Origin of the sequence: Roseburia sp. AM16-25 (assembly GCF_003473825.1) — a bacterium.
GTDB lineage: Bacteria > Bacillota > Clostridia > Lachnospirales > Lachnospiraceae > Pararoseburia > Pararoseburia lenta.
Genome location: NZ_QUCW01000005.1, coordinates 88,409 through 103,565 on the forward strand (window position 1 = coordinate 88,409; position 15,157 = coordinate 103,565).

Here is a 15,157-nt window from a genome sequence, read left to right on the forward strand (position 1 = left end):
CTATCAATAGCATTTGTACTCCTATATCATCTGAAAATGTCTCAAAGCATCCTCAATTGCCTTCTCCTTCTCAGCCGGGCACTTTGGCTGCCTAGCATCTTCACTCTTCGGAAGATTGAAATTCTCCCTCATATCAAGTCCATGCTTTGCCTTTACCTGCGCAATATACAGACTTGATACCTTGTATCCGGTCTGTTCCTTCACATAGTCCTTAATCGCTTCGTATGTGGCTCCCTTCTTAAATCTGGACATATCCATATCTGCGAGAGACATTTCAACCTTTACTTTCTAAGAGTCGATTATACCCTTGGAAAGCAAGACAACCGTCTCCACATGGCTCGACACGACAGGAAGTACGTCATATCAAGCCGGTTGTTTACGGAAACATATCCATAAACTATTTAACGTTATAATCGTTAAAAGGTGAACCCACTTTTACTAATGTCCCAATCGCAGTTCTCTCACAAAATTGGAAGTTATTCCAATTTTGTATCAGCCAATTCTATATATTCCTTCAGTTTTTTCTGCAGCAAAGCCTTATCAATCAGTTTCAGATTATATTCTGATACCATCGTCGGTGAAAGACTTCTGCTCAGAGCAAATTCGACAACCTCATCATCTTTACTTGCACACAAGATAACTCCAACACTCGGATTTTCATTCTGTTTTTTCACTTCCCTGTCGAGAGCTTCAAGGTAAAGATTAATTTTACCTACATACTCTGGCTTAAATTCTCCAATTTTCAGTTCAAATGCTACCAGACATGACAATCCTCTGTGATAAAAAAGCAAATCAATATAGTAATCGTGATTACCTACTTGGACTCGATACTCTTCGCCTATAAAGGTAAAATCTTTCCCGATTTCCAAGATAAAATCTTTGAGATTTCTAATGATTGATTTCTGAAGATCATGTTCAGACACTGTCTCTGGCAAATCCAAAAAATCCAAAACATAATTATCTAAGAATACATTATTTGTTTGCTTCCTTGCATCCTCTATTGCAGGTGGAGCAGGCTTCTTAGACAGCATATATCTTTCATAATATCCGCTGTCAACTTGGCGAGCTAATTCTCTTGCACTATATTTCTCACGGATACACATATTCATATAGAAAATGCGTTCTTCCATAGATTTACAGGAAGACATTATCTTCAAATGATTCGACCAACTCAATTGTGTCAACAGCGTTGACACTTTCTCATTGTCCTTATAAAGTTCATAGAACTGCTTCATTCTATACAGACCACGGCGGTTAAATCCCTTCAAATCGGGATAATTTTCAGCAAAGAAATCAGCCAACTTCTGTACAAATGCATCACCATATGAGGCATTTTCGGAATTTTTACTGATGTACTCACCTACATCACGATACATGAGAATAAGCTCTTCATTCACTTTTCTATAAGCGCGTTCTTTCGCATTTTCTATAATATCAACAACTTTTTGGAATTGATCATTATAAGATGTCAAATCATTCATTCCATCATTCCTTTCCTTTTCAAATTTGCTGTTTTCTTATCGGATGGCGAATCACTGTCTTCCATTTTTCCGGCGTTACTTTTCGTGCATCAGACATATAAATCTCATGATGCAATCTTGTATCTGACAAATCATTTTCGTATCCGTTTTCTGCAAGATAGGCATCCATGATAGCAACTGATTTTGGCTCATTATCAAACGGACCAATATGCATAATCTGTACGCACAAGCCTTCATCAATAGTAAGAAATTCAGCTGAAGAACAATCGAGTTTTTTCTTCTTTGTTGCTGTTTCTAAAGCCCAATTGAAATCGTCCTTAGTAACAAAATCCGGTAGTCTTATAACTGAAATCCAATTAAATGTATCCTTGTTGCTATAATCGACGCCTTCTACATTTTCCTGCCACCAGAATCCATCTAAAGGTGGAACCACATATTCGAAGAAACCTTCTATCTTGTAGTCTGTCTTATAACTCATCTTCAGCGTATATGCCACAGCATATAATACACCAATTGCCTGCTGATATGCTCCGCCTTCCTCATTGGGATTTCCTTTGCCTCTCACTGCAATATAATTAGCCTTTGGAACAGTTACAATTGCTGGTTTGTTCTTGGGCATATAAAATTCTTTAAATTCTTTCTTAAAGTCAAATGCCATGATATCATCTCCTTATATAAATTATGCTTTGTTTGTATTTAAAAATAAATTCCATTATATAATTCCATAAACTCCTTAGCAAACTTTGCAACAAGTTCATGATCAAGTGCAGTGGCTAAAGTTTCTTCATTATCATTGGCAGTTGGGGTCCAATTATATGATCCGTGCATTACATAGTCCATATCTATGATACAAAACTTATCATGCATACGGTTATATCCTCTACTTCCCCATCTCGGAATAACTACAATATCGAACTTATTCTCTCTCAGCTTTGAAATCATATTTGTATTTGAGTCTTCTTGGGAGACTATTATTCTTATATTTAATCCCTGCTTCTTTTTTGCTAATAACTCTTGATAAATGGCTTCATTGGAAAACCATGCAACGGCTGCCCATATTATAAATTTAGCATCTCTAATTCCCTGAACCACTTCATCTTGAATTGCATCAAAAACCACATCATGTTCTGTCACTTCATCTGGTGTATCAATCACCTGCGGACGTATTTCAACATGATGCAAAGCATAATCATCAGATTCCTCATATACATACACTATCAACTCTTCTAGAATTTTCTCATTTTCTTCTGCGGCTTCTAGCAAAGGAACTGGAACTCGTAATTCTATAATTTCCCAATGCTGATAGGAACGTCCATGATTTGCAAATTCATATTGCGGAACAAAATTTACTCTTGCTCTACCCAACAACCTCAACAGTTGGTCTCTTGTTTCAATTGATCTATATTTTTTATCATATTTTAATACTTCTATCATCGTCTTAATAAAAGCATCTCTAACCATTAATATCACCCATTCTTCTTTATATATTTTCCACTCTTAATTCTTTGGTCTTCCGGTTTCTCTGCATCTGCCGGAATAGCCCAGTAGGATCCAATCTTTGTGGCACCGGGTATACGTCCCTCTGTACAAAGGACCTGTATTCTTCTAACTGTAATACCCCATTTTTCTGATGTTTGCTTTATTGATAAATATTCCATCATAATCTCTCCGTAAATAACTTTACAGTTACACTCACTAACAATAGTATATTCCAAACTACGAATAAAATCAATTCGCAGATATAACAAAAAAGGCAGAACCGAAGTCCTGCCCAATCTCTATCCATAATTTATCGTTTAATATCAATCTCCACCTTTGCCTTGAAACAAACTATGAACTTATCCTCATACACTTTTATCTGTTCGATGTACTTTCTGACCATCAGCTCGTCGTATTCTGTAAGTTCCTGTGGCGCTTCCTGAAGGAAATCCTCCAGTTCCGCCACCTTTTTCTTTACCCCTTCCGTCTCAGCTCTCTTCACCAGAAGTTCCTGCTTTTTATCCCTCAGGATGTCAATCTCATCCGCCAGAAGGCTGTAATCTTTCTTAGCATGGGCTAGCTTCACCAGCTTCTTCTGTTTCTCAATCATGATGGCATTTAGCTTTTTCATTTCACCGGAATTATCATCCGCCATAGCAATCTCGATGTTTTCCTTTAATATTTGTATCGTTAATGCCGGACAATGTACCAGCTGGTTGATTGCTTTGACTGTCGCCTGCTGCAACTCTTCTTCCGTTACCGTTGGAGCATCGCAAGCCTTAGGCCCCTGCTCCACTCTTGTACAGCAACGCCATACCGTGGACTTCTTTCCTCGGTTGTTCCAGGCGATTCTTCGGTAAATATCACCGCACTTGGTGCAGATGCAAATGCTAGAAAGTGCATACTTGCTGGAATAAATTCTTTTCTTTTTTCCTCCAATGCCACTTGTCAGGTTTGCTCGCCTTACCATTTCCTCTTGGACTGCAGTGTATACATCCTTCTTAATTATTGCCTCTTGGCTTCCTTTAACATAGTACCGTGGGACTGTACCATCATTTTTGATTCTGACCTTTTCAATAAAGTCTGTAGTGATCGTTTTCTGTAAAAGCGCATCACCTATATACTTTTCATTTCTAAGAATACCATGAACGGTGCTGAGGTGCCATTTGTACCTTTTACCGCCGGTTTTGATTTTGTCTCTTTCCAGACCTTCTGCTATATCCCGGAAGCTTGCTCCTTCCAGGTATTCTCTGTAGATGCGGCGTACAATCTCTGCTTCTTCTTCACAAATAATTAGGTTTCCATCCTCATCCTTCGTGTAGCCAAGGAAATGCTCATGATTAATCTGCACCTTACCTTCCTGGTATCTAAACTGCAATCCCAGCTTCACGTTCTGCGAAAGCGATGCGGATTCCTGCTGGGCCAGAGAAGCCATGATTGTCAGAAGCAATTCTCCGCTGGCTTCCAGCGTGTTGATGTTCTCCTTTTCGAATATGATTGCGATGTTCTTTTCCTTCAATTGGCGGACATACTTCAGACAGTCAATTGTGTTCCTCGCAAATCGGCTGATGGACTTTGTGATTACCATATCGATTTTCCCTGACATGCAATCCTCAATCATCTCATTGAAGCCTTCACGTTTCTTGGTGTTGGTTCCGGAAATACCATCGTCCGTGTAAATGCCTGCAAACTCCCATTCTTTATTCCTGCCAATGTACTCCGTGTAATGGTTCACCTGTGTTTCATAGCTTCCTGCCTGCTCATCGCTGTCAGTACTGACTCGGCAGTACGCTGCGACTCTGAGCTTAGGTTTATCTTCTTTTATGATCCGATTCCCTGCACGTCGTCTGGCAGGTATCAATGTGACATTCTCATTCATGCTTGTCCTCCTCAATCATGCTGTAGGCATATTCTGCTTGTTGGTATGGATCGGTGTACTTTTCTTCCACCTTATCCAACTTGTAATCTTTCAGTTCCAATTCCGGCGGTGCTTCAAATTCTCTTATGCGATTCTGGCTTTTAGCATTGCTGCTCCGAAGCTCCTGCACCTTTTCAAATATCTCTTCATCCACAATCTGCGGATAATAATTGGTTCTCAGGTAAACCTTGTTTCTCAGCAGCCTTCCGATTACTGAATGGGTCTTTTCAATTCCGACCGTCTTAGCTGCTGCCCTCATCGATCCGCTTTCCAGGTATTTTGCATAAAGCTGTCTTACCTTCTCTGCAATCGGCTCATCAATAACTGCCTGTGCATTTATAATTTTGTATCCGTATGGTGTATGCGTCATTCTTCCACCAGTCTTTCTGTAAGGTGCAATCCGCATTTCAGATTGAACACAATCTCTTCTCTAGACTTCACCGAGATGGTATCCACGTACTCCAGGAACGTATCATCATCGAAGCTTTCTATTTTGCTTTTCTTAGTTGCAAACCGGAGCAGCTTCTTCGCTTCTTCCAGGTGAGTCAAATCTCCATTAATGCTTCTGGAAATTCGATCCTTTTCTTTTGAAAGTTCATCCGCTTCAATAAGTAGCTGATTCTTTTCCATGTGGAAAATCTCCGGCTCTAAGTATCCAGCGCTCATAAGATTTACCAGCACCGCCTGCTGCTCTGTATTCTTCTCAATTGCAGTTTCCAAAGCCATCACCTGGTGCAGGCGGTCTTTATTGTTTGTCCCCTGCAGACCCGCCACAAAAGGCTTTAACATCTTAGTGTCTGCTGCCTGTAGCTTTCTCATCATGCGTACAAATGCATTCTTTATTGCTTCGTCGTGAATGTAGAGCATGGAACAGGCATCCTTATTTTCCAGATGAAGGTTGCAGGTCCAAGCGACATAATTTCCGCTAGGCTTGTAATGCTGCCTTCGCTTAATGCAAAATGCAGCCTGCACCGATCACCGCACCAGAGGAATGTTCCAATTCTATGGTGCCAATCGTACCGGTCGTTGGGCTGGTCGCTTGATCCAGTTACAGAACCTCCCTCAAAACCATATGGATGATCTGGATGCTGCAAGAGAGTTTGTCCGCATTGGCGATTATGATTCTCTGTCTATGTTATATGACGATATCCCGGATACCCTCTCCCAGCTTATTCGTACTGCCTTCATTGCAAAACCTGGATACAAATTCTATGTGGCTGACTTTAGCGCCATCGAAGCTCGTGTCATTGCTCACCTGGCCGGAGAATCATGGCGTGCAGAGGTATTCAAAAATGGTGGTGACATTTACTGCGCGTCTGCGAGTCAGATGTTTCATGTTCCGGTCGAGAAGCATGGTATCAATGGCCACCTTCGTCAAAAAGGAAAGATCGCAGAACTGGCCCTTGGCTACGGTGGCAGCGTCGGCGCACTGAAGGCAATGGGTGCCTTAGAAATGGGTCTTACCGAAGATGAGCTCCAACCGCTGGTAGACGCCTGGAGGCAGTCCAATCCAAATATCGTAGCTCTCTGGTGGGACTTCGATACGGCCATCAAAAATGCAATCAAGATGCATTGTAGCACTGCTTCTCATGGTATCAAATTCACCTGGCGCAGCGGTATTTTGTTCATTACTCTTCCATCCGGCAGAAAACTCGCTTACGTCAAACCACGTATTGGTGAGAATAAATTCGGTGGTGAATCTGTAACCTACGAAGGTATCGGAGCCACTAAGAAGTGGGAACGCCTGGAAAGCTACGGACCTAAATTTGTCGAGAATGTAGTGCAGGCTATTTCTAGGGACCTACTGATGAATGCAATGAAAACCTTATCGCACTGCTTCATCTGCGGTCACGTCCACGATGAACTGATTATCGAATGCTCCGAAAAAGTATCTCTTGATGTGCTCTGCCAACAGATGGCAAGAACACCGGACTGGATGCCGGATATCTTACTTCGCGCTGATGGGTATATCACAGAATTTTATAAAAAAGACTAAACGAAAAGGACGGTATGTTTCCTCTGCTTTGAGGTTACACACCGTCCTTATTTCAATTCTTAATCAAGAAAGTTTTTCGTATAAATCTTCTGTACTGTTTTTATGACCTTGTCGATAATGGCATACCCTTGGGACTTTGCCACTCCTAAATCAACCTTGTTTAAGATTTCACCTTTTTGATAGCCTTCATAGTGCATAGAGAAAATCTGCGGATATCTTTCATCCATCACCCTAAGCTCATCCAGGATAAAATTCAAAGTTTCAAGTACCTCTGCCTTATCAGCATCTTCTGTGTTACCGGTATAATCCATACCGCCTTCATCCTCGTCCTCTTCTCCATCCAGTCCTTCCATAATTTGATCTAGCGAAGAATACAATGATGTGAAAAGCTTAGAATCGAATTTGCCGTAATACTTGCAGCCATTGCAGTCCTTACGATCACAAAGCGTATATCCACCTTTCCCGTTTGGAAGGTAGCAAGGCTGCTTTCTATACTGCGCCAAATAATCATTCACATCCCTGTTAAAGAGCTTCATCCAGTCTGCTGCGTTCTCTTCTTTTATTGGGAAAAATCCAACCTTCACTTTCTTGCCGCCGTACTTCCAGGTCTCAAGATTTTCCTCGATTACATCTGGACTTTTGATAATCTCATCGCTGATTCTGAATGGCACCAGAACCTCTCCTTCAATGCATGCTACCCCGTTATAAGGCTTTTTGTTACTGTAATCTTTTTCGAATTTTGTCTCTACCATATCGGTTTTCCTCCTGTGATTTGCGTGGAGGAACCCACATGGCAGAGCATTTTTGAGCGCATTTGACCACCAAGATAAATTCCTCCATCTTGTTTTCTGTGGTCAGCTCGTCCTAAAAACTGACTCCTTATTTACTTGTCCACCAGATCCCCGTAGGACCATTCAGACGTCTCTGAATGCAGTTTTCTGATGAGAGCCTTTAGATGCTCAGTTGAAACAACCAAGAGTTGCCTCAACTCAGAACCTAAAAACAAAAAGACGGCCAGGGAAAACCTTCTAAATAAAGGTCTTCATCCTGGCCGTCCTGCAGCTCTGTGGATTCTATGCTGCCGCTAATGAGCTCAGCACCTCAAAAGCGGATTCGCTTATTCTTTTTATAACGGTCTGTGTTTCATCTCGAATGATGGTAATTTCACTTCCGATCGGGATCACCATTCTGGTGATCTGCTTTTTATACTTCGATTCTAGCAGACCTGTTTTTGCATCTACAAAGCACACTACATGACTTTGACAATCTTTTATTACTTCCATAAAAACCTCCTAGTTTGTTATTAAATAAAATAAAGCCGGGGTAGCGTTATAGATCGATGCTCTATTAGCATCGCTATAATCATCTACCCCGGCTTGTTACTCCCTTGAACTGCACGAGCAGGTAAACTTATTATTCATTAATCGGCTGGACTGCACACCTTCGACAGACACGCGCCATGTATCTAAAAATCCACTTGGTAAACAGGTAAGTCCTTTGCATAGGCCATTGCTATGATTTCAGTAATAGTTGTATATCCCACTACTGTTTCACTACCGTCCAGATTTTCAGTATATGCAAGGGCTGGAACGTTATTAACCATCGCCCATTTCCCTTGATTTTTCTTTCTTCCATGATGCGTATACATACGCGCTTTAGTGTTTGGGTCCGTCGATTCTGTCATTCATTATCCTCCTCAATATCATCAATAATCTCAAATGGATCCGTGAGCAAATCATCTGAAGTATCCTTAGGAATAGGTTGTTTGAAAAATGAAGTTGCTTCCTCTCCATCATATCTTTTTATTTGCTTTTCGATCACCACACTATTGGTATCCACATCGACTAGTATTATAGTCATTAAGCCATTAACCAATATATTATGATCTTCGAGCCGCTTAACAAATGCATCGAAAAGCTTTTTATCTACGAATACAAATGAGTACTTCTCATTTTCATATAATTCGCTTTCAAAACCATCACTTGCAAATACACCTGCAGCTCTATTTATAAAGTTTCCAACATGTGCTTCCAATGGCGCTTGTGAACCTGCTGGTAAACGCAGCGAACTAAGCATAAACTTCCACGTACTACATGGAGACATACCGCTTACAGAAAATCCAAAATCAAAATTCCTTGGGAATACCCTGTCATTTTGAGCCATATAGCCGTGAAGATTATTTCCCTTAAAGAAGCTACTTAAAGCTCTCACCGGATAATCTCTTTCGACAATTTCATTTTGCAATAGCATCTTGACCGAGTTCTCAAATTGAATTCTATATTCTCTTCTAAGCTCTATTGCGCTCTTCTGTGTCAGTTGCTTATCATCTTCCTGACTTCGTGTACCATTGGCCTCTAGCAATTTTGCGAAAATCTCTTCTTTATTTTGAGAAACCTCAGCTATGGCCTCCAGCAGTTCAATACTTACCGGATTATCCCCACAATTTGATGCACGAGATAACGTTGATGCACTGACCTTAATATTTGGAGATGTTCTCTTTATGTCATCTGCAAATTTCATCAATGAACGAGTTCCTCTTACTTCGCTAATTAGCTTAGCTATCTCTTCTTGTTGAGGTTTTCTAAATTGTATATACATATCACCGCCTCCGTTTCACTAGCGAGAAATATCATTTCATCATCTTGCAACATAATAATACTACCAAGACAATATGAATGTCAATATAAAATTTCAATTTATTGAAATTTTATTTCAACGAGTTGAAACACCATCACAATTGCAACGCAGGTTTTAGTTTTCTCAAATTTTCATCATACGTGATAATGTCATTAACATCCGGAATATCAAGCCAGTTCAGAATCCTCAACAAATAATATCCATCAGGCTTTGTTTCTCCATTTTCCCACTTTTGATAAGTTCTGATATTTGCCTCAACAGCATCAGCCACTTGTTGTTGTGTATAACCTAGTTCCGTTCTTCTTTTTTTCAATAATTTATAATTAAAAGTCATGATTTGAGGGCCAGCATATATTTGCACCCATTCCGGATCAACATCTTCTAGCTCATTTCCAATTTCATCTCTTTCTGTCACTAAAGCTCGAACAACTGTATTAGGAGCCAGCGTTACTTCCATGTAACAGTCCAATCCTCTTTTTCTTACACATTCTACAGATACAGCATTGTCTATATTTACTCCTATCCAACGGAGAACCGGCTCGCCATTGTCATCGCAAGGGAACTTTCCATAGAACTCCAATTTATTTCCATTACGCCGAAAGAATTTAACTTGCTCGCGCCTTTCCTTCCATGCTTCAGGATCATATTCCATAATGTAAAATGTTATTGGTACCTCACCAGTAAGTTCTCTCGCAAGATTATATTTGTAGTAAAAAGCATCCGGCATGACATCATCCCAGCCAAGCTGGAGACATTTGTCTATATAATCAAACCAATCTCCATAAATAGATTCAAAACTCCCATCCGTAACCTTATCACAATATCCAAATATGTCTTCTAAACTATAGCCTCTTTCATAGAATAGATATTCGAGCTTTTGATATGCATCTTCCAATCCCAGCGGAGTGCTTCTATGATAGTTTTGCGTACTAAACGGTTCATTTCCAAGCTCACAGAAAATATTTTCTATCTCGCACGCATACCATAAGGTATACTCTTTTTCTCCTTCTTCATATTTACGATCATCATTTTTATGATAAAAATTAAAAGGAATCCTTCTTATAAAGGTATCTCTATCTTCAGGCTGATATTCCACAAATTCTCTGTAAGCCTCATCATCGTCATCACGCTTCTTCCAACCATCTGGGTTTGCAAACATAGAAGGCAAGACGGTCTCAAATCTGTCCGGTAGCCCATTCTCATTACGTATTGCAACATACTGAAACACCTCAACGCCAACCATATCATGGAGTTCCAAATATTTCTTCAACCTATTTCGATCAAAATATTTCTCTGGTACATATTTATCAATTATCTCGATTTGATTTTCATTCAACATATTTTTGCCTCCTCTATCGTTATAGCATTATATTATCACGTATTTATTGGGCTGTAATGAGGCGTATTGGGCGGATTTTGAATATCTTTTTTCTTTTTATCTTGTTGTTTAACCCATTTTATTCGTTTAACATGCATTTACAAGGCGTATTTGCATATAGAAAATGCCAACGAACAATAAATGTCGTTGGCATGTATTTCTAATCTTCTTTTGGAACAGGTATGTATACCATTTTTAGTGAAATCATCTTCTGGTACTTGTCATCAAGTTTTTCATAATACTTCAAAATCAGGTCAACCAATTCCGTTCCATTAATCCCTTTTATAATTGGATGCTCCCTTAAATACTTCTGACCATTTTTTGTATAATTCGAAAGAGTCACAAATAAACCATAATCACCTTCTGTCATCGCGCCTTTAAGTGATTGTATAGTTTTCTCCTGAATATCGCTATCCTGACTCTTAACCTGAACCAGTATTCTAGGCGGGAGTTCATCTTTATATGCGGTAATATCGATGCCGCTGTCTCCACCTTGAGGAGAAATGGTAGTTCTATACCCCATGGCCTGAAGCAAGTTAGCAACAAACTCTTCTAGCGCATATCCTTTTAAATTACGACTTAATTCCATAAGTACAAAATCCTTTGTACTCTCAATGATAGCCTCAGCTGTTGCTCCTACCGTTTCGTCTTCATCACTTACAGAACTACCTTTTTTGAAATTCTTGTCCAGCGCTGCCAAGTATTCATCAGCATAATTCTTCACCATGAAGAATGACATTGCAGAACCAATCTCATATAACGCTCCCTGTGAAAACTCAGTACGCGGCAAATGTTTAATCCACTTAACCGCTCTCTGCTGTACATATTCTGCCTGAGAATCGACATACTTATATTCACCGGTGACCTCACCTAGATTAATCATTCGATCAACCTTTGATGGATAAACTATATAATCTCCTATCTGCACCTCATGACAAAATCGATACAACATTCCAGAGCTCGTTGGAATTGACCCCTTTTTTGCATCTGGATATACTTCTACATATTTGGCTTTAAAATCATCACGATTATCCGCTATAACGCTGAGGTCACCCATATCTTTCCAGCCTAATGCGATCACATTTTGTTTCAAAAACAAGTAATCGTCTAGCGTATGAATGCCCCAGATCTTCTTATCCATATCAGACATTTGTTTCCTCCTACAATTCTATATTTGCACTCATAAGCTCTGCCTGTTTAATAACAGTATCAATTGCGCTCTTGGCCTGTTCAGGCGGATACTTGTACTTACGAAGCAGATGTTTAACCTGTGTACGCATATACGCCCTTGCTGATTGTTTCTTATCCCAATCGACAGTTCTACTTCTTTGGATCAATTCTGTCAGCTCATGCGCCATCTGAACCAATATTTTATCTTCCATATTTCTTAGAACTTCTGGATCAGCCACTAAAGCATCATAGAAAGCCAATTCTTCTGGAGTAAGGCCTTTTTCCTCACCAGCAGAATAAGCGTCCGTCATTTCTTTAGACAAATTCAGCAATTCCTCAATTACCTCTGCGCTTGTAATCATACGATTATTATACCGCTTCAGCACATTTTGGAGTTTTTCCGAGAAAAGTTGTGATTTAACTACACCAGTTCTGGAAAAGATTTTTATATTATCTTCTAACAAATCGCGCAGCAATTCAGCAGCAATATTCTTATGCTTCATTGCTCGTACTCTCGCCATATATTCATCAGAGAGAATTGAGATTTCTGGATTCTTCTTTCCTGTTTCTGCAAAGATATTAAATACGCCATCTTGCTCAATCGCCTGACTAAGCATCTTGGTAATTCGTGCATTTATTTCATTAGCAGTTATCTTTCCATTACCACCAATCTTTGACACGCCAACTTTCACGCATTTAAAATATTCAATCTCCTGTTTTGTGTGGACATCCAGCAAACTTCTGCACAAAGTCTCCGCCTGGCTAAGGGCAGTCGCTTCTTTTACAAATTCTTTCTGCTCTTCATCTTCAAAGCCGAGGGCAAAATCCACTCCATCGGCAATCGCCTTGAGGCGAGCGGTATCAGAATCCCCAAAGAATTCTTTATAATCATGACCATAGAAGAAGTCACGCATAACTTCTAATTTAGCCATAGCAATGTCGTAAGCTACGCCCAGGTCCGGAACCTTATCCTGATCTCGCTTTGTGTATTGCTTAAGGGCATTTCTAAGATCTGCAGCCATTCCAATGTAATCAACAATGAGACCTGCTTCTTTATCTTTATACACGCGGTTAACGCGGGCTATAGCCTGCATCAGATTATGGCCCTTCATAGGTTTATCGATATACATTGTCGCCATCGAAGGAACATCAAATCCCGTCAACCACATATCAACTACGATTGCAATTTTGAACTCGCTCGTGATGTCCTTGAATTCAGTAGCCAGCTCGTCTCTATAAGTTTTATTGCCAATAATGTCATGCCACTCTTCTGGATCTTGATTACTTGCGGTCAGAACAACCTTAACTTTATTTTTCCAATCAGGGCGCTTCTCCAGGATGATTTTATACAGATTGATGGCAATTCGTCTTGTCATACAGACAATCATTGCCTTGCCTGTAAGCACATACTGACGATCCTCGTAATGAGCAATAATATCATTTGCCAACATATCCAAACGTTCCGGCGAGCCAACAACCGCCTCTATCGATGTGAGGTCAGTTTTAGATTTTTCAATTTCAATCTCAGTGGCATCTGACGATAACGCGGCATATTCTTCATCAATTTTCTTCAGTATCGCTTCATTCAGCTTCAACTTAGCAGTTCTATTTTCATAGTAAATTGGTACGGTAGCGCCATCTTCAACCGCCTGTGTCATATCATAGACATCGATATAATTACCGAATACCTCGATTGTTGACTTATCCTTCATATCAATCGGTGTTCCAGTAAATCCAATGAACGTAGCATTTGGAAGGGCGTCGCGCATATACTTCGCCATGCCATACTTCCATTTACCAGTTTCTCGATCTATCTTTCCTTCCATTCCATATTGAGAACGGTGTGCTTCATCTGCCATAAAGATAATGTTAGATCTGGCGTTAATAACCTCTCTACTTTCCTCAAATTTTTGAATCGTAGTAAAAATTATTCCACCAGCATTAACATCCAGAAGCTCTTTTAATTCTTTACGACTTTCTGCCTGAACAGGAGTCTGTCTTAACAGCAACTTAGAACTTGCACAGAAGGTACCAAACAACTGATTGTCTAAGTCTTTTCTATCAGTCAGCACAACAATAGTTGGATTCTCAAATACTGGATTGCTAACAACCAATCCGGTATAGAAAACCATCGAGAGGCTCTTACCGCTTCCCTGAGTATGCCATACAACCCCGACCTTTCGACTCTTGTCACGAATCGCTTGCTTTGTTCTTTCAACCGCCTTCTTAACAGCAAAATACTGATGATAACCAGCAAGGATCTTCACTGTCTTGCCCTTGATATTTTGGAATACAATAAAATTATGAATAATATCCAGCAAGTGCTCTTTCGGAAATACACCATTCAAAAGTACAGTAAAAAAATTTATACCGTTGTCATTTGGCTTTTCGCCATTCTCTGACTTCCACGCCATATATCTTGTAAAGTCAGAGGTAATAGTTCCGATACGGGTATCCAATCCATCACAAATAACATTAAAGGCGTTATAGTGGAATAAAGTAGGAATATCCAACTGGTAATTTCGAATCTGCTGGTAAGCCTGTTCAATTGTGGTGTAATCTTTTGCAGTATTCTTTAACTCGAATACCACCATCGGGATGCCATTAATAAACACGATTACGTCTGGTCGCTTAGTTTTATATTCAATAATTGTATACTGATTAACCACCCTAAAGTCGTTAACTCCAGGATGTTCAAAATCGATCAGCTTAACTGTGAACGTTCGGTTTTCACCGTTCTTTTGATATGGAATCCCCACACCTTCAATAAGGTACTTATGGAATGTCTCATTTAAATCTTCAAGCTTAAGCAGTCCAAGATTACGAATTTCCTTATAAGCTTCATTGATAATCACATCCGTAATTCCAGGATTGATCGTCTGCATCATAGAAACAAACGTCTCCTCAATAATTACGTCATGATAGTCTCTTTCAATATCAGGACCATATGAATATGCATAGCCCTTTTCCTGAAGTTCAGCTATGATGGCCTGTTCTAGTGTATTTTCATTAATAGACATACGGCCCTCCTTATGTATTTTAATAATAATATGTTAAACAATAATTTATCTCAGCAGACACAAGCAATTTTTCAACAT

The 15,157-nt window shown here is 39.8% G+C and carries 15 protein-coding genes and 1 pseudogene; 1 reads left to right on the top strand and 15 read right to left on the bottom strand.

Annotated features, from left to right (window positions below):
- Positions 1 to 21: 21 nt before the first annotated feature.
- The 8 genes from DW183_RS11530 to DW183_RS11565 all read right to left on the bottom strand — a co-directional run bounded on the left by DW183_RS11530 (position 22) and on the right by DW183_RS11565 (position 5,745).
- Entirely contained in the window at positions 22 to 252 is a 231-nt protein-coding gene (locus tag DW183_RS11530; RefSeq protein ID WP_186854749.1) for a 23S rRNA methyltransferase, read from the bottom strand.
- 224 nt (positions 253 to 476) lie between these two features.
- Positions 477 to 1,481 (bottom strand): PDDEXK nuclease domain-containing protein, encoded by a 1,005-nt coding sequence (locus tag DW183_RS11535; protein ID WP_118282298.1) that lies wholly within the window; start codon positions 1,479 to 1,481, stop codon positions 477 to 479.
- A 19-nt stretch (positions 1,482 to 1,500) separates the two neighbouring features.
- On the bottom strand, positions 1,501 to 2,139 hold the full coding sequence (locus DW183_RS11540) for a GyrI-like domain-containing protein (RefSeq protein WP_118282301.1): 639 nt from the start codon (positions 2,137 to 2,139) through the stop codon (positions 1,501 to 1,503).
- 38 nt (positions 2,140 to 2,177) lie between these two features.
- Positions 2,178 to 2,942, bottom strand: coding sequence for a phospholipase D-like domain-containing protein (locus tag DW183_RS12710; RefSeq protein ID WP_118282345.1), 765 nt, complete (start codon positions 2,940 to 2,942; stop codon positions 2,178 to 2,180).
- A 5-nt stretch (positions 2,943 to 2,947) separates the two neighbouring features.
- Positions 2,948 to 3,139: a DNA-binding protein gene (locus DW183_RS11550; protein ID WP_199649456.1), complete on the bottom strand. Its 192-nt coding sequence runs from the start codon at positions 3,137 to 3,139 to the stop codon at positions 2,948 to 2,950.
- Positions 3,140 to 3,270: 131 nt separating this feature from the next.
- Positions 3,271 to 4,839: a recombinase family protein gene (locus tag DW183_RS11555; RefSeq protein WP_118282307.1), complete on the bottom strand. Its 1,569-nt coding sequence runs from the start codon at positions 4,837 to 4,839 to the stop codon at positions 3,271 to 3,273.
- Positions 4,832 to 5,248 (bottom strand): recombinase family protein, encoded by a 417-nt coding sequence (locus DW183_RS11560; RefSeq protein WP_118282310.1) that lies wholly within the window; start codon positions 5,246 to 5,248, stop codon positions 4,832 to 4,834. The genes DW183_RS11555 and DW183_RS11560 overlap by 8 nt, the downstream gene beginning before the upstream one ends.
- Positions 5,245 to 5,745, bottom strand: coding sequence for a hypothetical protein (locus tag DW183_RS11565; RefSeq protein WP_199649445.1), 501 nt, complete (start codon positions 5,743 to 5,745; stop codon positions 5,245 to 5,247). The genes DW183_RS11560 and DW183_RS11565 overlap by 4 nt, the downstream gene beginning before the upstream one ends.
- Positions 5,746 to 5,830: 85 nt before the next feature.
- Here DW183_RS11565 and DW183_RS11570 point away from each other — a divergent pair.
- A pseudogene (locus tag DW183_RS11570) lies at positions 5,831 to 6,874 on the top strand (DNA polymerase); the annotation flags it as partial.
- Between the two features lie 59 nt (positions 6,875 to 6,933).
- Here DW183_RS11570 and DW183_RS11575 read toward each other — a convergent pair.
- The 7 genes from DW183_RS11575 to DW183_RS11605 all read right to left on the bottom strand — a co-directional run bounded on the left by DW183_RS11575 (position 6,934) and on the right by DW183_RS11605 (position 15,079).
- On the bottom strand, positions 6,934 to 7,626 hold the full coding sequence (locus tag DW183_RS11575) for a hypothetical protein (protein ID WP_118282315.1): 693 nt from the start codon (positions 7,624 to 7,626) through the stop codon (positions 6,934 to 6,936).
- 321 nt (positions 7,627 to 7,947) lie between these two features.
- Positions 7,948 to 8,157: a hypothetical protein gene (locus DW183_RS11580; RefSeq protein ID WP_118282318.1), complete on the bottom strand. Its 210-nt coding sequence runs from the start codon at positions 8,155 to 8,157 to the stop codon at positions 7,948 to 7,950.
- 182 nt (positions 8,158 to 8,339) lie between these two features.
- Positions 8,340 to 8,558, bottom strand: coding sequence for a hypothetical protein (locus DW183_RS11585; protein WP_118282321.1), 219 nt, complete (start codon positions 8,556 to 8,558; stop codon positions 8,340 to 8,342).
- Positions 8,555 to 9,472, bottom strand: coding sequence for a hypothetical protein (locus DW183_RS11590; protein ID WP_118282323.1), 918 nt, complete (start codon positions 9,470 to 9,472; stop codon positions 8,555 to 8,557). The genes DW183_RS11585 and DW183_RS11590 overlap by 4 nt, the downstream gene beginning before the upstream one ends.
- A 133-nt stretch (positions 9,473 to 9,605) precedes the next feature.
- Entirely contained in the window at positions 9,606 to 10,850 is a 1,245-nt protein-coding gene (locus tag DW183_RS11595; RefSeq protein ID WP_118282326.1) for a helix-turn-helix transcriptional regulator, read from the bottom strand.
- A 199-nt stretch (positions 10,851 to 11,049) separates the two neighbouring features.
- Positions 11,050 to 12,039 carry a restriction endonuclease gene (locus DW183_RS11600; RefSeq protein ID WP_118282328.1) on the bottom strand — a complete coding sequence of 330 codons (990 nt, stop codon included), beginning with the start codon at positions 12,037 to 12,039 and terminating at the stop codon, positions 11,050 to 11,052.
- Positions 12,040 to 12,049: 10 nt separating this feature from the next.
- Positions 12,050 to 15,079 carry a type I restriction endonuclease subunit R gene (locus DW183_RS11605; protein ID WP_118282331.1) on the bottom strand — a complete coding sequence of 1,010 codons (3,030 nt, stop codon included), beginning with the start codon at positions 15,077 to 15,079 and terminating at the stop codon, positions 12,050 to 12,052.
- Positions 15,080 to 15,157 lie beyond the last annotated feature (78 nt).

Coding starts and splice junctions, on each gene's coding strand:
- DW183_RS11530 (WP_186854749.1), bottom strand. CDS start 252: ATGTCCAGATTTAAGAAGGGAGCCACATACGAAGCGATTAAGGACTAT.
- DW183_RS11535 (WP_118282298.1), bottom strand. CDS start 1,481: ATGAATGATTTGACATCTTATAATGATCAATTCCAAAAAGTTGTTGAT.
- DW183_RS11540 (WP_118282301.1), bottom strand. CDS start 2,139: ATGGCATTTGACTTTAAGAAAGAATTTAAAGAATTTTATATGCCCAAG.
- DW183_RS12710 (WP_118282345.1), bottom strand. CDS start 2,942: ATGGTTAGAGATGCTTTTATTAAGACGATGATAGAAGTATTAAAATAT.
- DW183_RS11550 (WP_199649456.1), bottom strand. CDS start 3,139: ATGGAATATTTATCAATAAAGCAAACATCAGAAAAATGGGGTATTACA.
- DW183_RS11555 (WP_118282307.1), bottom strand. CDS start 4,839: ATGAATGAGAATGTCACATTGATACCTGCCAGACGACGTGCAGGGAAT.
- DW183_RS11560 (WP_118282310.1), bottom strand. CDS start 5,248: ATGACGCATACACCATACGGATACAAAATTATAAATGCACAGGCAGTT.
- DW183_RS11565 (WP_199649445.1), bottom strand. CDS start 5,745: ATGCTCTACATTCACGACGAAGCAATAAAGAATGCATTTGTACGCATG.
- DW183_RS11575 (WP_118282315.1), bottom strand. CDS start 7,626: ATGGTAGAGACAAAATTCGAAAAAGATTACAGTAACAAAAAGCCTTAT.
- DW183_RS11580 (WP_118282318.1), bottom strand. CDS start 8,157: ATGGAAGTAATAAAAGATTGTCAAAGTCATGTAGTGTGCTTTGTAGAT.
- DW183_RS11585 (WP_118282321.1), bottom strand. CDS start 8,558: ATGACAGAATCGACGGACCCAAACACTAAAGCGCGTATGTATACGCAT.
- DW183_RS11590 (WP_118282323.1), bottom strand. CDS start 9,472: ATGTATATACAATTTAGAAAACCTCAACAAGAAGAGATAGCTAAGCTA.
- DW183_RS11595 (WP_118282326.1), bottom strand. CDS start 10,850: ATGTTGAATGAAAATCAAATCGAGATAATTGATAAATATGTACCAGAG.
- DW183_RS11600 (WP_118282328.1), bottom strand. CDS start 12,039: ATGTCTGATATGGATAAGAAGATCTGGGGCATTCATACGCTAGACGAT.
- DW183_RS11605 (WP_118282331.1), bottom strand. CDS start 15,079: ATGTCTATTAATGAAAATACACTAGAACAGGCCATCATAGCTGAACTT.